Annotated in this window: 19 protein-coding genes; 7 read left to right on the forward strand and 12 right to left on the reverse strand. The window is 60.7% G+C overall.

Features of this window, described 5'->3' with window-relative positions:
- The first annotated feature begins 124 nt into the window (after positions 1-124).
- Positions 125-598 carry a hypothetical protein gene (locus ABR948_RS11980; RefSeq protein ID WP_428117591.1) on the forward strand — a complete coding sequence of 158 codons (474 nt, stop codon included), beginning with the start codon at positions 125-127 and terminating at the stop codon, positions 596-598.
- On the opposite strand, the gene ABR948_RS11985 is transcribed toward ABR948_RS11980, so the two are convergent.
- Positions 574-1,839, reverse strand: a complete 1,266-nt coding sequence (locus ABR948_RS11985; protein ID WP_428117593.1) for an IS256 family transposase — start codon at positions 1,837-1,839, stop codon at positions 574-576. The two genes, ABR948_RS11980 and ABR948_RS11985, sit on opposite strands and share 25 nt — an antisense overlap.
- Positions 1,840-1,980: 141 nt before the next feature.
- Between ABR948_RS11985 and ABR948_RS11990 the strand changes: the two genes are divergently transcribed.
- The gene (locus ABR948_RS11990) at positions 1,981-2,532 is read left to right on the forward strand and encodes a nuclear transport factor 2 family protein (RefSeq protein WP_428117596.1); all 552 of its coding nucleotides are present in this window, start codon (positions 1,981-1,983) and stop codon (positions 2,530-2,532) included.
- Positions 2,533-2,649: 117 nt separating this feature from the next.
- On the opposite strand, the gene ABR948_RS11995 is transcribed toward ABR948_RS11990, so the two are convergent.
- Positions 2,650-3,108, reverse strand: a complete 459-nt coding sequence (locus ABR948_RS11995; protein WP_428117599.1) for a Clp protease/crotonase-like domain-containing protein — start codon at positions 3,106-3,108, stop codon at positions 2,650-2,652.
- Positions 3,109-3,416: 308 nt separating this feature from the next.
- Here ABR948_RS11995 and ABR948_RS12000 point away from each other — a divergent pair, with 308 nt between their 5' ends.
- Positions 3,417-3,638, forward strand: coding sequence for a hypothetical protein (locus tag ABR948_RS12000; protein ID WP_428117602.1), 222 nt, complete (start codon positions 3,417-3,419; stop codon positions 3,636-3,638).
- Between the two features lie 41 nt (positions 3,639-3,679).
- Positions 3,680-5,443 (forward strand): glycosyltransferase family 39 protein, encoded by a 1,764-nt coding sequence (locus tag ABR948_RS12005; RefSeq protein WP_428117604.1) that lies wholly within the window; start codon positions 3,680-3,682, stop codon positions 5,441-5,443.
- 41 nt (positions 5,444-5,484) lie between these two features.
- Here the strand turns inward: ABR948_RS12005 and ABR948_RS12010 are convergent, their stop codons facing one another.
- The 7 genes from ABR948_RS12010 to ABR948_RS12040 all read right to left on the reverse strand — a co-directional run bounded on the left by ABR948_RS12010 (position 5,485) and on the right by ABR948_RS12040 (position 14,142).
- A complete protein-coding gene (locus ABR948_RS12010; RefSeq protein ID WP_428117607.1) occupies positions 5,485-7,293 on the reverse strand; it encodes a chloride channel protein in 1,809 nt (602 codons plus the stop codon).
- Between the two features lie 140 nt (positions 7,294-7,433).
- Positions 7,434-8,201 (reverse strand): alpha/beta fold hydrolase, encoded by a 768-nt coding sequence (locus ABR948_RS12015; protein WP_428117609.1) that lies wholly within the window; start codon positions 8,199-8,201, stop codon positions 7,434-7,436.
- A gap of 75 nt (positions 8,202-8,276) precedes the next feature.
- Positions 8,277-9,257, reverse strand: coding sequence for an isopenicillin N synthase family dioxygenase (locus ABR948_RS12020; protein ID WP_428117612.1), 981 nt, complete (start codon positions 9,255-9,257; stop codon positions 8,277-8,279).
- A 192-nt stretch (positions 9,258-9,449) separates the two neighbouring features.
- A complete protein-coding gene (locus tag ABR948_RS12025) occupies positions 9,450-10,541 on the reverse strand; it encodes a BMP family ABC transporter substrate-binding protein (RefSeq protein ID WP_428117614.1) in 1,092 nt (363 codons plus the stop codon).
- 73 nt (positions 10,542-10,614) lie between these two features.
- Positions 10,615-11,535, reverse strand: a complete 921-nt coding sequence (locus ABR948_RS12030) for an ABC transporter permease (RefSeq protein ID WP_428117617.1) — start codon at positions 11,533-11,535, stop codon at positions 10,615-10,617.
- Complete coding sequence (locus ABR948_RS12035) at positions 11,532-12,650, reverse strand: ABC transporter permease (RefSeq protein WP_428117682.1); 1,119 nt, start codon at positions 12,648-12,650, stop codon at positions 11,532-11,534. The genes ABR948_RS12030 and ABR948_RS12035 overlap by 4 nt, the downstream gene beginning before the upstream one ends.
- Positions 12,634-14,142 (reverse strand): ABC transporter ATP-binding protein, encoded by a 1,509-nt coding sequence (locus ABR948_RS12040; protein WP_428117619.1) that lies wholly within the window; start codon positions 14,140-14,142, stop codon positions 12,634-12,636. The genes ABR948_RS12035 and ABR948_RS12040 overlap by 17 nt, the downstream gene beginning before the upstream one ends.
- Positions 14,143-14,380: 238 nt before the next feature.
- Between ABR948_RS12040 and ABR948_RS12045 the strand changes: the two genes are divergently transcribed.
- Together ABR948_RS12045 and ABR948_RS12050 are read left to right on the forward strand one after the other, a co-directional pair.
- Complete coding sequence (locus ABR948_RS12045; RefSeq protein ID WP_428117622.1) at positions 14,381-15,721, forward strand: 8-oxoguanine deaminase; 1,341 nt, start codon at positions 14,381-14,383, stop codon at positions 15,719-15,721.
- A gap of 427 nt (positions 15,722-16,148) precedes the next feature.
- Positions 16,149-17,027 (forward strand): transporter substrate-binding domain-containing protein, encoded by an 879-nt coding sequence (locus ABR948_RS12050; protein WP_428117625.1) that lies wholly within the window; start codon positions 16,149-16,151, stop codon positions 17,025-17,027.
- A gap of 66 nt (positions 17,028-17,093) precedes the next feature.
- Here ABR948_RS12050 and ABR948_RS12055 read toward each other — a convergent pair whose 3' ends face one another.
- On the reverse strand, positions 17,094-18,155 hold the full coding sequence (locus tag ABR948_RS12055; RefSeq protein WP_428117628.1) for a sensor histidine kinase: 1,062 nt from the start codon (positions 18,153-18,155) through the stop codon (positions 17,094-17,096).
- A 232-nt stretch (positions 18,156-18,387) separates the two neighbouring features.
- On the opposite strand from ABR948_RS12055, the gene ABR948_RS12060 reads away from it, so the two are divergent.
- Positions 18,388-18,573 carry a hypothetical protein gene (locus tag ABR948_RS12060; protein WP_428117631.1) on the forward strand — a complete coding sequence of 62 codons (186 nt, stop codon included), beginning with the start codon at positions 18,388-18,390 and terminating at the stop codon, positions 18,571-18,573.
- A gap of 105 nt (positions 18,574-18,678) precedes the next feature.
- Here the strand turns inward: ABR948_RS12060 and ABR948_RS12065 are convergent, their stop codons facing one another.
- Both ABR948_RS12065 and ABR948_RS12070 read right to left on the reverse strand, forming a co-directional pair.
- The gene (locus tag ABR948_RS12065; protein WP_428117634.1) at positions 18,679-19,146 is read right to left on the reverse strand and encodes a GNAT family N-acetyltransferase; all 468 of its coding nucleotides are present in this window, start codon (positions 19,144-19,146) and stop codon (positions 18,679-18,681) included.
- Between the two features lie 46 nt (positions 19,147-19,192).
- Positions 19,193-19,525, reverse strand: coding sequence for a hypothetical protein (locus tag ABR948_RS12070; protein WP_428117636.1), 333 nt, complete (start codon positions 19,523-19,525; stop codon positions 19,193-19,195).
- Between the last annotated feature and the right edge of the window lie 23 nt (positions 19,526-19,548).

The following is a 19,548-nucleotide window of genomic DNA, read 5'->3' on the forward strand; positions in this document are numbered from 1 at the left end:
GGGCGCGGTCACAGCGCGCCCGTCTTCATCAATTATGGCTACGTGCGATCAATCGGCGATGATTCAAATGCCGACTTCGTGCTGCACAAAAATCCAATCTGCGCCCTGAACAAGGCCAATCCAAATGGGTCGTATTGCTCTCGAAGTCGTATCCAACATCGATTTATCGAAAATTGCAACAATGGGAATAGCCAACCTGAGACTGATCGGCCAGCATCGGCGCCAATTTTGTGAAGCACCTCACAATTGCGGCCGTTGCCGCTCCGCTCATGCGTTGCCTGAGAATGACGTTGCCGTGAACATCGATGACAGAAACGGCAAGCCCCACCTTGGCGGGTGCGGACTGCGCGTCGACGCGGTCCGGAATATTCTTCGCGAAGGCCAACGTATCCAGCGCCGCTGCCCTTTTGATGATTTTGGCGCGGAAGAAGATTCAAGATCCGGTGCGTCTGGGGCACCGGCCTCAGTGGCCGGGTTGCCCCAAATAGGATTCCAGGCGATCTTCTGCGGTGCCGTCCGGAAAGTGGTTGGAATTCGGTTGGCGCTTTCTCCGGGCAACACGAAGTTATCGTTTCAGGCGGCAAGGTCAATCGGTTGATCGACGGGTTTTGTGGCGAGCGTCTGCCAACCATCGACCTTGCGCATGTTGATCTGTCCTGAGGCAAGGAGCGCCCAGAACAACATCGCGGCGGTGTCGGCTGACGGCAGCACGGTTTGCGTTTTGATCCGACGCTTGAACTCCTCGTGCAACCGCTCGATCGCATTGGTCGTGCGCAGGCTGCGCCATTGGCTCGGTGGCAGGCGCGCGAAGGTGAACAAACGATCGCCGGCTTCCTCCAGGCTGTCGGCGACGGCACGATGCTTCAGCCGCCATTTGCGGATGAAGGCCTTGCGGCGAGCCGCGATCTCTTCGGGTGTCGCCGCATAGATCATGTCGTTGTAGTCGGCCGTGATCTCCTCATGCAGACGTTCGGGCGCGTGGGCCAGAAGATTTCTGTGCTTGTGGACCGTGCAGCGTTGCACCGGCACGCCGTCCCAGACCGCGGCAATGGCCTTGTCGAGCCCCGGCGCGCCATCGACGATGAGGAATTCGGGACGCCTGAGCCCGCGCTTGATGAGATCGCCGAGCACCGTGCGCCAAGCCTCGGCGCTCTCGCCGCCCATGCTCCTGATCGCGAGCAGCACCTTCTGGCCGTCGGCGCGCACCCCGAGGACAACGAGCAGCGAGATCGAGGTCGCCTTGCGGTCGAGCCGCACGCGAACCACCGTGCCGTCGAGGATCAGCCGCACGATCGGCTCCTCGGCCAGCGATCGGCTGTTCCAGGCATCCCAGTCGCTTTTGACCTTGCGCCAGGTCCGGCTCACCGTGTCCTTGCCGACCGTTCCGCCGAACAGCGCCGCCAGCGCGCGACGCACCCGCCGCGTATTGGTGCCGGCCAGATAGCTGCTTGCGATCAGCGCATCGGCGGCAAGCGTGCGCCGCTGATAGGCCCGCAGCGCCTGGCTCTTCCATTCCGCGGTACCGCCCTCCGGCTTGGTCAGCCGAGCCCGCGGCACCGCGATCTCGATCGGCCCGAATGTGCCCGTCAGCGACCGCGTCCGGCTGCCGTGACGATGGCCCGTAACCTCGGCCATTGCTTCATTGCCGGCCATCTTGCCGCGACCATAACGCGGCCGTGCCAGCGCGGCATCGAGCTCGCCGCGGATCAGTTCTTCGATAAACTGGCGCGACCGAGCCCGCACCTCGGTCTCGATCGGGTCAAACCAGTTGTCGAAAAGATCAACAGCCAGTTCGGTCGCGGGCTGCAAGGAATCGGGCGTCGTGATAGACTTGTTCATGGCGTGGTCTCCAGTCCGACGCTTCAACGCCGGATGATTCGAGGTTCATCACCCCGGAGACTACGCCAACCTCAATTCCTACCAACCCAGCGACGACACCACGAAATTTCGACCAATTTTCACAAGTTGCCTGAAGTGCCAATGAATCCTCACGACGAACTCCTCCTCTGGCACGCTCTTCATCGTCTCGAGGTGACATATTGGTACGACGTTGACTTCAACGAAGGGCGCACTGCCCATGAACTTTTCACCCCGGACGGCGTGAAGATGGTGGGTCACAACCGGTTTGAAGGGCGTGAACAGATCCGGGCATTTTACGACTGGCGTGCCCGTCAAAACGGCGTGACAGCAGAGCGTCAACTAGGGATTAGCGGCTTGAGAGCCGTGCGTCACCTGATCGCCAATCTACAGGTAGCGTCGAGCAGCGAACGCCGCGCGACAGTGCGGGGGATGGTCATTTTCTATGGTGGCAAAACGAAGCATCAGTCAAATCCCCCTATGGTGGCAGATTTGATCAATGAGTGTGTATTGAACGAAGACAATGTGTGGCGATTCAAATCACACACCCTCCAGCCGGTATTCATGAGTAACGAGACAACCCAGTCAATGGCAATCGATCCCAATTTCCTGAAGCGTCACGCGAGCGAACCGCTGGATCATCGCGGCAACGCCAAGGATCCAGAACGGTCCTGACGACGCCGAAACGCGACTTGCGGTCTTCCCCTGATAACGGACGTTGTCAGACCGGCCCGGTTGGTCTGGTTCGTGCCGAAGGCGGAAGTCGCCGAGCGTCATACTGATATAAATTCCTCAGCGCGGTGAGGAAGCCTGCGCGTCGAGATAGCACGGCCGGTACATGCTCATCAGCTCCTTGCCACGCAGGAAGATCATCTGCGGTTTCAGCCCGCCTCGCGCGGCGATCCAGCGTCGTACCGGGGAGGGATAAAGCGAATATAGCATCTGCGTCGCGTTGAGGTTGGTCACCGCGCGGCCATTGGCGCCATGATCCCACGCCGCGTGGAAACCTAAATTGGCGTGCGACGTTACGCAGATCCTGTCGTGCGGAATCGCGCCGAGAATGATGGTGCACGCCGAGGCGCACAGGCCGTCGATGATAACCGTCTCGCCCGAAGTGCGCAGGTCCTGATATTTGTCGACGTAGGCGCCGATCTGGCCGCCGCGATCATCGGCAATCCGGATTGCCGCATGGCTCGCATTCACCCCTGCCAACAGGAGAACCGCCGCGAGCAACCCCGTCACAAATTTCATATCGCAGCTCCAGTCCAAACCCACCGAACCCGATAAATCTTGAGTGATGCAAGACACTGGTTAGCATGCGGCGGGATCGAAATTTTGTCCACATATGCGGATCGAAAGGTCAAATTAACTTTTGCGTGTCGCTGCACCGCACTGGCTGACACGATGCGCGCCATGAAGAGACATATGCGCCGACCGGTTTATCATAAGCCTATAGTCTAATGCCGCCCATTCGATAGCGATGCATAATACGCTACGGGCCGCTGGCGCGGTGTCAAAGATGTTGGGGGAATGTCGATGACAACGCGGAGCTTTTGCAAATGATGGCTTCCGTCGGCGGTCGCATAGAGGTTCTTCAAAGCCCGACGCGGGCATACAAGGACCATATCGCGGTCTGTCGCGCGGATGGCGTAGGCATCGGTATTCTGCCCCGCGAAGCCCTCGATGACTTGGTTGAATCTAATTTTGTCAAACAAGATGGCGAAGAAGAAAGCAAGGCTGTCTTCGAATTGACCGATTACGGTGAGCGCCCCGCTCGCTAGCCTTGGCAGGATCACCCGAAACCTCCCATACGAGGACGAAAATGAGCGAGAGTGTTGCAGCCGGCGCGGGCATGGCCACGACCGAGCAAATTGACGACCGCACGCTAATTTCGAAATCACACCAGTTCGGCCCTTACGATCTCGCGACCACGCTGCTGGTGTTGGCAATCACCTCAATCGCGTTCTGGACCTTCCGCGACTATGCCGTGTCCAACGACGAAGGCCTGCAACATCATTACGGGCAGCTTATCCTCGAATACTACCGCAGCGGCATGACCGACGAGACGGTATTCGGTTTCCGCGACCTTTATCTCTACGGCGGCCTGTTCGATATCGTTGCGGTGCGCCTCGGCGAGATTTTTGCCAGCATCGATATCTATGACATCAGGCATATTCTCTGCGCGCTGATCGGCATCTCCGGCATCGCGGCGACCGCGGCCACCGCACGGACGATCTCGGGCTCCCGCGCCGGATTCATTGCAGCCGTAGCGCTTGCCGTCTGCGGCTGCTGGTACGGCGAAATGTTCAACCATACCAAGGACGTTCCGCTCGCAGCCGGTATGATCGGCGCCACCTACATGCTGATACGCATCATGCGTCGGCTGCCGCGTCCGCACTTTGGCGATGTGCTGCTGTTCGGCTTGCTGATGGGGTGCGCTCTCGGTATTCGCGTTCTCGCGCTGCTACTGGTATTTTACGCCGGTTTTGCGGTGCTGCTGGCGATGCCCCAGTCACCGCAAAAGAATTGGCGATCGACCAGCCGGTTCATGATGCGATCGATTGCGTATCTCTGCCCCGCGTTTATCGTCGCTTATCTGATCATGATCGCGGCTTGGCCGTGGGCGGCGCTGGCGCCGCTCAATCCCGTTCGCGGCCTGTTCGAGTTTGCCGAGTTTCAAAAACACATCGAAACCCTGCTTGACGGTCATGTTTACCCGATGGAGTCGGTCCCGCGTCTCTATGTGCCGATTTATATCCTGATCCGCGTCTCGCTGATGACGCTGGCCGGCGCTGCCGTCGGAATGCTGTTTGCCGCGGCTTCGCCGCTGGCGCGACGCGCCGGATTGCAGCTATCCAGCCGCCGTGAGATCGCGCTGATCGTGCTTACAGTCGCCTTCCCGCTGGCGTGTCAGGTGATCGCGCACGGCCCAGCCTTCACCGGATTGCGCCATTTTACGTTCGTGCTGCCGCCGCTTGCGGTGCTGTCCGGCATCGGCATTGACGCCGCGGCGGTCGCCTTGTCGTCGTGGCGAAAGCCGTTCGGATTCGCCGCGATCGCAGCCGCAAGCCTTTACTTCGCCTGGAACGCCAGCGTGCTGGTTCGGCTGCACCCTTACGAGTACCTTTACTACAATCCTGTGGTCGGCGGCCTTGATGGCGCATCGCGTCTCTACGTGACCGACTACTGGGTCAACATCATGCCTGAGGCGGTAAATCAACTCGAGCAATATCTCGATCGCACCGAGCGCCTCGGTGGCTCGCTCACACCGCATGACTACACGGTGGGGGTTTGTGGCGAACGAGTCTCGTTCGAGCGGGAGCGGTATGCGTTCGAGCGTCGGTTAAAGCGGGTCCGGCTGCGCTGGATCAAGAATCAGCAATGGGGCCGGGCCGACTTCTTCATCGCTCCAACGCATTTGAGCTGCGACAGGATCATTGATGGCAAGGTCGTCGTGACAATTTCCAGGCTTGGCGTTCCCATCGGCTATGTCAAGGATCGCCGCCCAATCACTCAGGCAGCGCTGACTTCGACCACGGCGGCGAAAGCATCTCTATCGGCCGGCTCTGCGCCGAGCACGCCTTGAAGGCTCTTGGAAATCGCGGCCGCTGCGAGACCAACCGCGGGTCAATCGTCGTAGCTGTCGATGACCGTGTCAGCGATCGCACGTTTGGTGATGACGCCGACGATGTCCCCTGCCCTCGGCCGATTAACGCCCCGGAAGACGATGGCGGCGCCGGAGCGATGGCGTTTCAGCCTGGCGAATACGAGGCTCAAGAGATCGACGTCCCGGCAAATCACGGCGCGGCTTTCGACAAAACGTTCAACCAGCAGGTCCGGATTGCTCCGGGACTCGCGCCATAGACCCGAGCGCGGCGGAATGAGACCAACGATCCGGCCTTCGCGCTCAACGATGATAGCGCGCGTGTCGTCGGTATCTTGTTCGAGGCTGATGGTATCCTTCAGCGAGGTTCCGGCCTTGGCGAGGATGAATCGCCGCTCCATGATATCCTGGGCCTGCTTCACCAGATAAAGATTGATATGCCGCTCCTTCGGGATGCGGTGGCCGCGATGACGCAATTTGATCGTGTAGATGGTTTCGCCGATCAACGCCCGCCGGATACCGGCCGCGACCGCGACGGCTACGATGACCGGAACAATGATGGCGTAGTCACGCGTCATTTCAAAGACCATGACAATGGCGGTCATGACTCCACCGGTTCCTGCACCTACCATGGCAGCCATGCCGACGATCGCGGCTGAAGGAACTGTCAAACCGGCAAGCGGAAGAAATTTGCCCACCGCGAGCGCAAAAGATCCCCCCAGCGTGGCACCGAGATACAGCGACGGAGAGAAGATGCCGCCGGAAGCACCGCTTCCGAGGCTGACGGTGGTGGCGAGCATTTTCAAAACAAACAGCAACGCAAGGACGCCCGCGGATGCCATCTTGTTGTCGAGAACCGACTGGATCACGCCGTAACCGACGCCGTCGACATAGGGATGGCCGAAGATACGGATCATGACGACCATCATCAGGCCGATGATGGCCATGCCGCAAATGTTTTGCGTATAGGCGTTTCCCGGCAATTTGGGGAAACCATCCTCCATGATCACGAGCAGGCGAATGAAGGCCCAGGAGGCGACACCGCAAATTATTCCGAGCAGAACAAAGGCGATTGCTTCCTGCAGACCGAGCGATGAGGCCAGCGACAATTGAATGTCAGGCACGACGAAGGCCGGATCGGGTCCGATCAATATCCTGCCGATGGTCGTGGCGGCGCCGGTCGCGACCACGACAGGAAGAAAGGTGCGGTTCGAGACCTCGGGCAACAGAATTTCGAGGGCAAAGAGCACGCCGCCGAGCGGCGTGTTGAAAGTCGCGGCGATCCCGGCACCGGCGCCCGCGGCCAGCAAGGTGATTTTCTGCCGCGTCGCAAGTCCGATCGCCTGAGAGAAAGCTGAACCCAGCGCCGAGCCGATCTGGATAATCGGCCCCTCGCGACCGACCGCGGCTCCACTGCCTATCGAGAGCGCCGAGGCGAGAGATTTTACGATCGCGACCTGACCCCGGATATTGCCGTGCTTGTAAAACACCGCGTCCATGACCTCGGGAACGCCATGGCCTTTCGCTTCGGGCGCGAAGCGCTGCACCAGGAAGACGACAACGAGGCCGCCGAGAATCGGCGACAAAAATACCCAATCGCCAAACCGGCTCGGCCCTTCGCTGATATTGGCGTCGTACCAGATGCTGAACGTGCCGTTGTAAAGTGCGTTGTGAAAAAATCCGATCAACCCGCGAAGTGCGACGGCGCCGAACGCCGTCATGACCCCCACGACCAGCGCAAGACCGCAAAGAACCAGCAGATTGGCTCTTCTTTCGCTATCACGGGCCGGTGAGCCTTCGCGAACGACGGCGCGCGCAGAGGGTTCGGTCATGAAATCGCGCGATGCATCCATTTTCGGGCACTACTGCTTTGAAGTTGACGCGCCTGATCGATACGAAAACCTGCAACACCGGACGGCGCTAACGCCACTTTGATGAGATTTAGATTCTCGCTTGTCAACCATCTGTGGTTCTAACGGATTCCGTGGGGCTCTCTCGAGGCGAGAAAAGGTATGATCGCTTTCGCCAGAGCTGCGGGGGCCGAAAACTGCGGGGCGTGGCCGGTCGGCATCGACACCACCAGCGCACCGGGGGCGCGGGCCTGCATGGCGCGCTGCACGGGCAGGATCACGGAGCGGTCATGCAAGGCTTCGACATAGAGCCGCGGGATACGGCCGTAACGCTCGGCACTCGCCAGTGTTGTCACCGCGCGCCCGCCCTCGCCTTGCGGCGTCAGTTGAGCGGCGGCGGCCGCGGCGTCTTCCGCCGCGCAGTCCTGCAGGAAAAACCGGATCGCCGCTTGTGCCGGCACCCGGGATGTCCGGCGATCCGCCGACCATTCGAGGTGTGGCCAGATCCCAATGGCTTCGGAATGTCGCGGGCTGACGGACTTGACGATCTCCTCGAAGCTTTCGCCACCGGGCAGCATCATGCCGGCGACATAGACCAGCCGCGACACAGAGCCGGGCCAGCGCTCCGCGAAGGCGGTGATCAATAGTCCGCCGCCGGAATGACCGACCAAACTCACGGGCCGGTCGAGCGCGCGGACAATTCCGTAAACATGCCGCAGGCAAGCCTCGAAGGTGACCTCGGCGGGATCTGAACCATCGGCGCCGTTGCCGGGAAGATCGATCGCGTGGGTTACGAATCCGGCGGCCTGAAGATAGGGCACAAAGCGCGCCCAGGCCCATGATCCCTGCCAGGCGCCGTGAACCAGAATGACGGGATCGAAGTCAGGCATGTCTGCACCGGCAAGGCCGAGCGCGCCGGACAAGCGCGGGCGGGTTTATTTGCAGTGTGTTTATTTGCAGCGTGTTTACTTGTAGGTGCGCCGGTACATTTCCCTGAGATGCCCTTCGACCGTGGTCGGCGGATATTTCGGCACCTCGCCGCTGGCCAGACAGGACGGCAGACATTCAACCTCCTGGTCCGGATTGCCGGAAAAGAAAAACGGTACCGAGTATCGCTCGCGGCCGGACGCATTGACCACCCGGTGCACGGTCGAGCGAAACCGGTCATTGGTCCAGCGCGCGATCATGTCGCCGAGGTTGACGACAAAGGCGCCTGGAACGGGTGTTGCGTGAATCCATTCGCCGGCAGACTTGCCCTGGACCTGGAGGCCGCCGGCCTCATCCTGCAGCAGCAGCGTGATGCCGCCGAAATCGCTGTGGGCGCCCGCGCCCTTTTCGCCGGGAGCCGCATTCGGTGGCTGCGGGGGATAATGCAGAAGCCGCAGCGTGGCATGCGCATGGGTGCAATAGGCCGCGAAATATTGTTCGTCGAGGTCGAGCGCGAGCGCCAGGCCCGTCATCAGCTTCCGGCTCAGCTCGAGCATGGTGCTGAAATAGGCTTCCATCACCGGCCGGAAGCCGGGCATCTCGGATGGCCACAAATTGGGTCCGTGATTGAACCGCCGTGCGATGACCCTGGGATCATCGAGCGACAATTCCGGGCCGATATAAAAGCTCTCCTTGAGATCGGGCGGCGCGCCTGCCTCCAGCGTTTGCGCCCGCATCGGCTCAAAGCCGCGCTGACAGAACGACAGGCGCTTGTCGACCGCGCTTTTCGTCGCGTCAGAACTGTCGAAGAAACGCCGGGTCTGGGCAAACAGGGCGTCCGTGAGATCGCCGGGCACGCCGTGGTTCACGACGTAAAAAAAGCCGTTGTCGAGGCAGGCGGTCCGCAGGCGCTCGGCAACGGCTTTCCGGTCGGTCAGCGAACTCGATGAAAGGCCGCCGATATCGATAATCGGCAACGCGGAATTCGAAACCCGGACGGCTTCAAGCGTGGATGCCATGGCGGCCTCCGTTGCAGGGGACGGAAAATGGAGCGGAACAGCCGCACTCCGATCAAACGACCAGCGGGCCGTGATTGGGCAAGTCCGGCCCGGCCACTTTCATCTTGATCTTGTTATCTTGTTATCACGCATTATGCCGGCGTTTCGTTATCGAAACGCCGGCATAGAATTCGTGTTTGGCTCCAATGCGGCTTATTTGGGAATGCTGCCGTCAATCCCCTCAACGTACAAATTGAGCGAGTCGAAGGTCGCCTGCGCCATCGTCGCACCGGCCGCAACCAGTTCCTTTCCGGTGTTGTCCTTGATCGGTCCGGCGAACGGATTCAGCGTGCCGGCGACAATCGCGGCCTTCTTGTCCTCGAAAACCTTGACGGCGGCGGGCGGAATATCCGGATTGAGCGGTGCCATCACCACCATGCCTTCCTTGATACCCCAACGGGTGTGACGGTTGCCGGTCCAGGTGCCATCCAGCACCTTCTTGGTCTCGGCAATGTAATAGCCGCTCCAGTCTTCGGTGGTGCCCGAGAGCTGCGCCTTCTTGCCGAAGCTCGACATATCGGCATCGATGCTGAACGCGTAGGTGCCCTTCTCCTGCGCCGCCTGAATCGACGCCGGCGAGTCGGTGTTCTGCGCGACGTTATCGGCGCCCTGCGCGATCAGGGTATCAGCCGCCTGGCGTTCCTTGCCCGGGTCGTACCACGTGTTGACCCAGATCGCCTTGGTCTTGACCTTGGGATTGACCGACTGCGCGCCGAGGGTCATGGAGTCGACGTTGCGCACCACGCTGGGAATCGGGAACGACCCGATGAAGCCAAGCGTGTTCGATTTGGTCATCTGTCCGGCGAGCACGCCGATCAGATAGAAGCCTTCCTCGAAGCGGGGTTCGTAGACGGAAATGTTGGCCGCGGTCTTGAAGCCGTTGACGTGTTCGAATTTGACATTCGGAAACAGCTTGGAGACTTTCTGCAACGGCTCCATGTAGCCGAATGAGGTTGCGAAGATCAGCGTGTAGCCATCGGACGCGAGCTGGCGAAACACGCGTTCGGAATCGGCGGTCTCGGGAACATTTTCCACGAAGGTGGTCTTGATCTTGTCGCCCATCGCCTTTTCGAGGCCGAGGCGGCCCATATCGTGCTGCTGCGTCCAGCCGCCATCGCCGCGCGGGCCCAAATAGACGAAGGCGACCTTGAGAGGCTCGGCGGCGAAAGTCGCCACCGGCGACATCGCCATCAGACCCGCTGCGACGCACAGCGGCAGAGATTTAAGAGTTTTGTTGAGATGCATGACGCTTACCTTCTTGGTTAGGGCTAACTACGAGTGGAGAGACTGGTCGTGAGAAAATCCGGTCCGCACGCCGTCATGCGGCCGAATGGAAACTGCGGCCGAGCGAGGCGGGTTGGTTCAGCAAAATCGTCTTGGGGTCGCGACAGATGATCACCAGAACGATAATCGTCGCCGCATACGGCAACATCGACAGGAACTCGGTCGGTATCGGCAAACCGAACCCCTGAGCGAAAAGCTGGAACTGGGTGACGCCGCCGAACAGATAGGCGCCAACGACAACACGCGCCGGCTTCCAGGTCCCGAACACGACCAGCGCGAGCGCGATCCAGCCCTTGCCGGCCGACATGCCTTCCACCCACATCGGCGTCTGCACCAGCGACAGATAGGCGCCGGCGATGCCGGCGGTCGCGCCGCCGAACATCACCGCCAAATAGCGGGTCTTCAGCACCGACTTTCCGATCGCGTGGGCAACCCCCGGGGATTCCCCGATCGCGCGCAGGGTCAGGCCCGGACGGGACTTGGTCAGGAACCACTGCACGCCCAGGAACAGCGCCACCGAAAGATAGACCATGATGTCGTAGTGGAACAAAAGATCGCCCAGCACGGGAATGTCCGAGAGCCCGGGAATTTTGAGCGGCGCCAGCCGGTCTACCGGCAACCCCGCCAGATTATGCCCGACAAAGGCCGACAAGCCGATTCCGAACAAGGTCAGCGCAAGGCCGGTCGCCACCTGATTGGTTTGCAGGTTGAGCGTCAGAAAACCGAACACCAGGGACAACGCGACGCCGGCGGCGGCGGCGGCGATGAACCCGACGGTATCGCTCCCCGATCCGCGCGTTGCGGCAAAGCCGGCCACCGCGCCGATCAGCATCATGCCTTCGATGCCGAGATTGAGGACGCCGGATCTCTCGACGACGGTTTCGCCGAGCGCGGCATAGATCAATGGCGTAGCTGCCACCACCGTGCTGGCAATCATCGGAACAAGGGGATTCATGCGGCGCTCTCAATCGTTGCCGCCGGCGTCGGCGTCGGCAGAGTGGGTTCGGTCACGGCGGCTACCCGCTTCAGTCGGAATGTGATGAACAGATCGGCGGCCAGCAGGTAGAACAGCAGCAATCCCTGGAACAATCCGGTGATCGCGGACGGCAGGCCCATTCCCATCTGCGCCGATTCGCCGCCGAGATAGAGCAACGACATCAATAGCGCGCCGAACACGACTCCAATGGGATGCAGCCGTCCGATCCAGGCGACGATGATCGCGGCGAAGCCATAGCCCGGCGAAATTTCCTGCTGCAGCCGTCCGATCGGTCCGGCGACCTCGCAAATCCCAGCGAGGCCGGCGGTGGCGCCGCACAGCATCAGGGCAATCCAGATGTTGCGCTTTTCCGAAAAGCCGGCATAGGCGGCAGCGGCGGGCGCGAGCCCGGCCACCTGCATGCGAAAACCGGCGAAGGTTTTCTGCGAGAACACCCAGGCGACCAGCGCCAGTATCACCGCATAGACGATGCCCCAGGTCACGCGCGTTCCCTCGATCAGGACCGACATGGTTTCGGCGTCACCGAAGCCCTGCGACTGCGGATAGTTTTGTCCCTGCGGATCGCGCCACGGCCCGTGGACCAGCCAGGACAGCATCAGCTGGGCGATGTACACCAGCATCAGCGTCACCAGAATTTCGTTGGTGTTGAACCGGGTGCGCAGGAAGGCCGGAATGGCGGCCCAGACCATGCCGCCGAGCACGCCGGCCAACAGCATCAGCGGCATCGCAAAATATGAATCGCTGTCGCCGAACCACAGCGCGACGCCACCCCCGGCGATCGCACCCATGGTCAGCTGCCCCTCGGCGCCGATGTTCCAGACATTGGCGCGAAAGCCCAGCGCCAGCCCCAGTCCACAGAGCAATAGCGGCGTCGTCTTGAGCAGCAATTCGCCGATGCCGTAGCTCGTCGACAGCGGCTTGATAAAGAACAGATAGAACGCTTCCACCGGATCCTTGCCGAGCGCGCTGAACAGCAGAAATCCGGTCACCAGCATGCCGATCGCCGCCAATATCGGCGAAACGATACTCATCGTCGAAGAAGGCGTGGCGCGCCGCTCAAGCCTGAGCATCAGCAGTCTCCAGTTTCGAATTTGCGGAAGCCTGGCCATCGCCCGCCTTGTCGCCGAACTTGCCGCTCATCCATATCCCGATTTGTTCGATCGATGTTTCCGCCGGCTTGACTGAAGGCGAAAGCCGTCCGGCGGCCAGCACCGCCAGCCGATCGCTGATCGTGAACAGCTCGTCGAGTTCCTCGGATATCACCAGCAGTGCGACGCCGGAGTCGCGCAGATCGATCAGCGCCTGGCGGATCAGCTGCGCCGCGCCGACATCCACGCCCCAGGTCGGCTGGGCCACGATCATCATCTTGGGCTGCAGCATCGTCTCGCGTCCGACGATGAATTTCTGCAGATTGCCGCCCGACAGACTCGAGGCGACCGATTGCTCGCCGCCGCATTTGACCTTGAAGCGCTCGATGACGTGCTTGGAAAACGTCTTCATCACGCTCGGATGAATCATTCCGTTCTGCACCATGCCCTTGCGCGCGCCGGTGAGCAGCGCGTTATAGGCCAGACTCATCGGCGGCACCGCCCCGCGCCCGAGCCGGAACAGCTTGATCATCGAGCCGCTGGTGCTCAGCCGCTCACCCGACAGCGCCGTCATCAACTCCTTCTGACCATTGCCGGAAACCCCGGCGATCCCCAGGATCTCGCCGCTGCGCACCTGCAGGCTGATGTCCTTGAGCGATGTGCCGAACGGATCCGGCGACTCCAGCGACAAATGCTCGACATCGAGCCGTACTTCCTTGGGCTCGCGGGGGGTGAGATGGCACTCCGCCAGCTCTCCGCCGATCATCAATCTGGCGAGACTCTCGTTGGTTTCGTTGCGCGGAATGGCGCCGCCGCTGACTTTCCCCCCGCGCAGCACCGTCGCGGTGTCGCAGAGTGCGCGGATTTCATCGAGCTTGTGGCTGATATAGAGGATGCTGCAGCCTTCGGACGCCAGCCGCCGGAGCGTCTTGAACAAGATCAGGACCGCCTGCGGCGTCAGCACCGAAGTGGGCTCGTCCATGATCAGAAGCTTGGGCTCCTGAAGCAGGCAACGCACGATCTCGACGCGCTGCCGCTCGCCCACCGACATGCTGTGAACGAGACGATAGGGATCAATCGGAAGTCCGTATTTTTCGGAAACCTCGGTGATCTGGGCCGCCAGTTTCGCGGTCGGAACCGGCTCATCCAGCGCGAGCGCGATGTTCTCCCAGACCGTCAGCGTCTCGAACAATGAAAAATGCTGAAAAACCATGCCGATGCCCATGCGCCGCGCCTGCGACGGGGCGACGATGGTTTCGTACTGATCATTCCACATGATGGTACCGGCGTCCGGCTTGGTGACGCCGTAAATGATCTTCATCAGCGTGCTTTTGCCGGCACCATTCTCGCCCAGCACCGCGTGAATTTCACCCGGACGCACGCTCAAGGAGACGTTTTCGTTGGCCACAACGCTCGGATAGCGCTTGGTGATGCCGGTCAGCACCAGCCGCGGCTTCAGCTTTGCAAACTCGTCCATATTCCAATCAGCCTCGGCCACAGATCGCGCGGCCAGCGCGCCGCCCGCAAAAGACACAAGCAATCTGCGCGCCAAGTCGCCGAAGCCTGCCCGATTCAAGGATTAATCTTGGCGACTGGCGCCAATTGCAGCGGTAAATCAGCAATCAGCGCAGGAATCAGCGGAAGATTCGCCTCCCGGCCGGGCTAAAAGTATCCTCCGAGCAGCGCATCAACCCGGTCAGGAAGGCACAGCGTCGATGAAAACCTGGATACGCGATCCGATCGCCATGCTGGCGCAAGGAGGCCAACGCGGGCTTGTGGTCGAGGGCGGCAGGATCATCGAACTGGTCGGACCGGATGGCCCGGTCACGCCCTGCGACGAGGTGTTCGATGCAAGGCGGCACGTGATCATCCCCGGCCTCGTCAACGCGCATCACCATTTTTTCCAGACGCTGACGCGCGCCCATCCGAAAGCCATCAACAAGAACCTGTTTCCGTGGCTGCAGCAGCTCTATCCGATCTGGGGCGCACACCTTGATCGCAACTGCTTTCGTCTCGCGGTGCGCGTGGCACTGACTGAACTCTTGATCTCGGGCTGCAGCACCGCGTCGGATCATTTGTTTGTCTTTCCCGACGACATGGCCGACGCCGTCGACATCGAAGCGGAAGAAGCCTCAAAACTGGGAATGCGCATGACGCTGACGCGCGGCGCCATCAATCTCGGCTTTGCGGATGGCGGTATCGCGGATCAACGGCTGATGCAGGGATATGACGCTGTTATCGCGGACTGCGAACGGGTTCTCGCCAGATATCACGATCCGAGCGACGGCGCTATGCTGCGCGTCGCGCTGGCGCCGTGTGCGCCTTTCAACGTCACCCGCCAGCTGATGATCGACACCGCCGCTCTCGCGCAGAAGCACAATTGTCTGCTGCATACGCATTTGGGAGAAACCCGCGATGAGGACGACTATTGTCTTCACCATTATGGCTGTCGGCCGCTCGATTATCTGGAACAGGTAGGCTGGCTCAACGAACGGGTCTGGCTGGCGCACGGCATTCACTTCAACGATGCCGAGATCGCGCGGCTGGGAAAACATCGCATGGGAATTTGCCACTGCCCGACATCCAACATGCTGCTGTCGTCGGGCATCTGCCGGACCAAAGAATTGGAGGCCGCCGGCGTCACGATCGGCCTTGGCGTCGACGGCTCGGCCTCCAACGACAGCTCGAACCTGATGGAGTCGGTCCGCCACGCGCTGCTGCTGGGACGCCTCGCTTACGACGCCTCCGCGATCACCCATCTGGATGCGTTTCGCTGGGCGACCGAAGGATCCGCCAAGTGTCTTGGACGCAGCGATATCGGCAAGATCGAGGTCGGATACCAGGCGGACCTCGCTTGCTTTACCCTCGACGAATTGCGGTTTTCCGGGGCCGGCGATCCCATCGCCGCGCTGGTGCTTTGTGGGGCGCACCGTGCCGACCGGGTGATGATCGCAGGCCAATGGCGTGTGACGGACGGCGCACCGGTCGGGGTGGACCTGGCGCGGCTCCGCGACGAGCATGGCAGAGCGGCTTTGGCATTCCTGGCCAACGTCTGACCCTGCGCGCGACGGAACTGGGGTAATGTCGGCGGTCTTTCTGGCGCGAAATTGCGCAACGTTGGCCTTATTGTGCACAATCGCTGATCACAGCGTCAAATCCATGCAAAACAGCCAAGGCCGATCCAACCGGGTGGGATCGGCTCGACGGTATTCTTCTTTCGACAGCTCTGTCACGGGGCCGCGCCAGGCGCCGCGATTTTGCGTCCTCTTCTCGATCAAACACGCGCCGAACCTCGGGCGATGACAGCTCGCGCGCAACCGATTCAGCTTTCACCGACCGCAACCCATCACCACCAATGGCTTCGCCAGGCGTCGTGGAAGTCCGCCGAAGTTTTGGCGAAGGCGGAAAATGCCGCCTCTTGACCTGACGCAGTCTTCAATCTGATCCTGCGGCTCGTTCATCCCATCGGCGCAGGAGGCTCACTTGATCACATCCGACGACAGCAAGGTTTCTGAGGATCGCCGCGACGCGCTGCGCTACGCTCTGGCGATCGGCAGCGGCGCCGCCCTCGCCTCCGCCCTCGCCAGCCCGGCATCGGCGCAGGCGAGCGCGGACAACACGCTCGATCGCATCCGCGCCACCAAGGTGCTGCGGATCGCGGTGCTGCCGGGAGAGCTGCCCTATTTCAACAAGGACCTCGCCACCGGGACCTGGTCCGGCTTTTCGATCGAGATGGCCAACGACATCGCCAAGCTTCTCGACGTCAAGCTCGAATACACCGAATCGACCTATGGCAATTCGATCCTCGACCTGCAATCGAACAAGATCGACCTCGGCTTTGCCCTCAACCCGACCCCGCAGCGGGCACTGGTGGTCGATTTTTCCGCCACCGTATTCCCGCATCCGTTCGGCGCCATGCTCAGGAAGGGGATCGAAGCCAAAACCTGGGCCGACATCAGCAAGCCCGAAGTCAGGATTGCGGTCGATGTCGGCTCCGCCAACGAGGCCGTCGCCCGCCGCTTTGCGCCGAATGCGACCATCAAATCGATGAAGTCACGCGACGAGGTGATGCTGGAGATGTCGGCGGGTCGGGTCGATTGCGTGGTCAACGCGCTGGTGCTTGGCCTCACCGCGATCGCCAAGAACCCCAACCTCGGCACTTACAAGATCCTGCAATCGCCCTCGGTCGCCATTCCCTCGAGCATGGCGGTGCGGCGCGAACCGGACAAGCACTGGCGCGATTTCCTGTCGGTCTGGGTCGACTACAACCGGGGCATCGGCCAGATGCGCGAATGGTTCGTCAAGGGATTGGCGCTGAGCGGCGTCAAGCCGGAAGACGTGCCGGTCGAACTCAGTATTTGAGGGCGGATTCGAAAAGAATTTCTGAACCTCCGCATTTTGGCGGTGCTCAAGCGGCCAAAGTCGAGCTTATTTCGTTAACCGCTCTTTGGTCATCCGAAGCGTGACTATGACGCCGTCACTGCTCCAGTCACAGGCAATCGAGCCGCCAAGCTGCATCGTCATGCCGCGGTTAAGAAGCTTGCTACCGTATCCTCCGTTATCGGCGGGAGCGGTAACAGGTGGTCCGCCGCGCTCGGTCCAGACCACCACCACTTCGGCGTCAGGCGCGGCGCACGATATGTCGAGCGCGCCCGACGGAGACGATAGCGCACCATATTTGAGGGAGTTGGTCGCGAGTTCGTGCACGACGAGTGCAAGCGTCGTCGCTGCCTGTTCGCCAACTGCCATGCGCGGGACCGCAACGCGGACTCGGCCGCTGAACGCCCCGATGTCGTCATAAGGCGCGAGCAACACCGTGAACAGATCACCGAGAAGCGCCGCCTTTTCACCTTGGCCCGGAAGGGGACGGACAAGATCATGAGCGCGACCTAGCGCGGTCAGCCGGTGCGTGAGTTCCTGGGCCATGTCGGCAGTGGTCTTTGCAGACCGCGATGTAATTGCGGTAAGGCCGGATGCGATGGCCAATAGGTTCTTGACCCGATGGCTCATTTCACCTGCAAGCAACTCATGGCCTTCCTCGGCCTGCTTACGTCCAGTTACGTCGATGAAAATTCCGTACATGATGCGACCGACAATGTCTGCATCATTTCCTTGACCCCGAGCCGATACCCAACGAACCTCGTCACCAACCATTATACGGAAGTCAATTTCATAAGCGCCGACGAGGGCGCGCGTCGCGACAAACGCCGCCTTTACCCGATCACGATCCGCCGGATGAATATGGGCCGAGAGGTCATCGAACGTCACATATTCGCTGAGGGGCACGCTCCAAAGTTCGAAAGCGCGCGCGTCCATAGTAAATGTATTGGTGTCGACATTCCACGACCAGAGGGCGACCCCCGCTGCCGCGATTGCTAGGCGCAAATGCCCTGAGTCCCAGACCGGCAGCCTAGTTTTTTCAATAGGCTCTGAAAAACTTGGTGGAACCGGAACCGCCTTCGCTAGGCCGTCATGTACCTGCGCTTCCATGTTTATTTTCTGTTTCCGTGAACTTTAGCGTGAGTATTCAATCGGATCACTCAATAACGATAGAGGCCGAGTAGTGGTCGCGAGCGCGGCTTTGGATCAGGCGGGGAGCGCACAGTCACCAATAGCAGCCGACAGACGGTGTGGTGACGTGGGATCAATACCTCAAGCGACGTTCAGTTCCGTGAATTAGGGCGTTGCAATCGGCTCGTGCCCTAATCTTAAATTGGAAGGCATGGACGCTGGGCGTCCTGGCGCGGCACGGATCGCCCTCCGCCCGGCGATTCTCAATTCCCCCGATTTCCTGTCGGTATGGGTCGACTACAACAGAGGCATCGGGCAAATGCGCGAATGGTTCGTCAAGGGATTGGCGCTGAGCGGCGTGAAACCGGAAGACGTGCCGGTCGAACTCAGTATCTGACGAGGGTTTGATCAGTGTGTCCGGCCGATGTCCGCCAAGCTCCGATAGCGACCAAATTCCGTAACACAGCGAACTGTCGCGATGTGCCAGTTTCGAACCTTCAGGTTAGTCCTTAGGGCGAAGGTTCATCGCTAGTTTCGGCAACATCCTTCCCGGCACCGATCCAGACGACGCTTCGCCTACATCGTAAGCTCCCATCCTTCGGTAAAACGGAGCCGCAGCGGGATCCGCATCGATTGTTAGTTGCGAGGCACCCAGTTTTTTCGCGACGCCGGTAGCCCAAACGAGCAGCGCCTTACCGATGCCACAGCGAAGCACGCTGGGCTCGACGAATAGTTTCAGCAAATCAGCCTCACCATCGACGACTTTTACCTGTGCAACACCGATTGACTTGCCGTTATGTTCGGCAACTGCGATGGGCGTCAATGCCAAGTCGCGCGGTTCAAACGACAACTCGCCGCGACACGCTTCCATGAATTCCTCGTCGTAGCCCCATACGGCTTTAGACCTGAAACACAGATCGGAAAGGCTGGATAGCTCATCAATCGTTGGTGCTCGGATCGTCAGAGGCAAGCTAAACCTCCTTGGACTTAAGAGAACGGTATAGCGTCGCATCAGGTCAGACGGTCCAGGTCCAGTCGATCGGGTAGTTGAAAATCGGGGTGAACGTCACGCCGACCGCCTCCATATCCCTGCGCCCGTCGACGACCATCTCCTTCAGTCGGTCCAACTGTGCCGCATGCTCGTCGGTGTCCCAGACACTAACTTGAACGATCGAGCCCCTCGGCGAGACGCCCGCATAAAAGTGAATGAGCCCCGGCAGCCGCCTGACGGCGGGGATTATGTACTCCGAGGTCTTCTTGCTCACGGCGTCGACCTCGGCGAACCGGCTCGGGTCGAAGCTGGCGCGCGAGACGCGGACGACGGCGGTTGCCGGCAATGACTCGGCCATGGTGATTCTGTCTGTCATAGTGA

It is taken from the genome of Bradyrhizobium sp., assembly GCF_050014615.1.
GTDB lineage: Bacteria > Pseudomonadota > Alphaproteobacteria > Rhizobiales > Xanthobacteraceae > Bradyrhizobium.

What these genes read in the sequence shown, in the direction of transcription:
- ABR948_RS12030 (WP_428117617.1), bottom strand. Translation starts at nt 11,535, where the DNA reads ATGAATCCCCTTGTTCCGATGATTGCCAGCACGGTGGTGGCAGCTACG.
- ABR948_RS12020 (WP_428117612.1), bottom strand. Translation starts at nt 9,257, where the DNA reads ATGGCATCCACGCTTGAAGCCGTCCGGGTTTCGAATTCCGCGTTGCCG.
- ABR948_RS12045 (WP_428117622.1), top strand. Translation starts at nt 14,381, where the DNA reads ATGAAAACCTGGATACGCGATCCGATCGCCATGCTGGCGCAAGGAGGC.
- ABR948_RS12005 (WP_428117604.1), top strand. Translation starts at nt 3,680, where the DNA reads ATGAGCGAGAGTGTTGCAGCCGGCGCGGGCATGGCCACGACCGAGCAA.
- ABR948_RS11980 (WP_428117591.1), top strand. Translation starts at nt 125, where the DNA reads ATGGGTCGTATTGCTCTCGAAGTCGTATCCAACATCGATTTATCGAAA.
- ABR948_RS11985 (WP_428117593.1), bottom strand. Translation starts at nt 1,839, where the DNA reads ATGAACAAGTCTATCACGACGCCCGATTCCTTGCAGCCCGCGACCGAA.
- ABR948_RS12070 (WP_428117636.1), bottom strand. Translation starts at nt 19,525, where the DNA reads ATGGCCGAGTCATTGCCGGCAACCGCCGTCGTCCGCGTCTCGCGCGCC.
- ABR948_RS12060 (WP_428117631.1), top strand. Translation starts at nt 18,388, where the DNA reads ATGGACGCTGGGCGTCCTGGCGCGGCACGGATCGCCCTCCGCCCGGCG.
- ABR948_RS12040 (WP_428117619.1), bottom strand. Translation starts at nt 14,142, where the DNA reads ATGGACGAGTTTGCAAAGCTGAAGCCGCGGCTGGTGCTGACCGGCATC.
- ABR948_RS12015 (WP_428117609.1), bottom strand. Translation starts at nt 8,201, where the DNA reads ATGCCTGACTTCGATCCCGTCATTCTGGTTCACGGCGCCTGGCAGGGA.
- ABR948_RS12055 (WP_428117628.1), bottom strand. Translation starts at nt 18,155, where the DNA reads ATGGAAGCGCAGGTACATGACGGCCTAGCGAAGGCGGTTCCGGTTCCA.
- ABR948_RS12025 (WP_428117614.1), bottom strand. Translation starts at nt 10,541, where the DNA reads ATGCATCTCAACAAAACTCTTAAATCTCTGCCGCTGTGCGTCGCAGCG.
- ABR948_RS11990 (WP_428117596.1), top strand. Translation starts at nt 1,981, where the DNA reads ATGAATCCTCACGACGAACTCCTCCTCTGGCACGCTCTTCATCGTCTC.
- ABR948_RS12010 (WP_428117607.1), bottom strand. Translation starts at nt 7,293, where the DNA reads ATGACCGAACCCTCTGCGCGCGCCGTCGTTCGCGAAGGCTCACCGGCC.
- ABR948_RS12000 (WP_428117602.1), top strand. Translation starts at nt 3,417, where the DNA reads ATGATGGCTTCCGTCGGCGGTCGCATAGAGGTTCTTCAAAGCCCGACG.
- ABR948_RS11995 (WP_428117599.1), bottom strand. Translation starts at nt 3,108, where the DNA reads ATGAAATTTGTGACGGGGTTGCTCGCGGCGGTTCTCCTGTTGGCAGGG.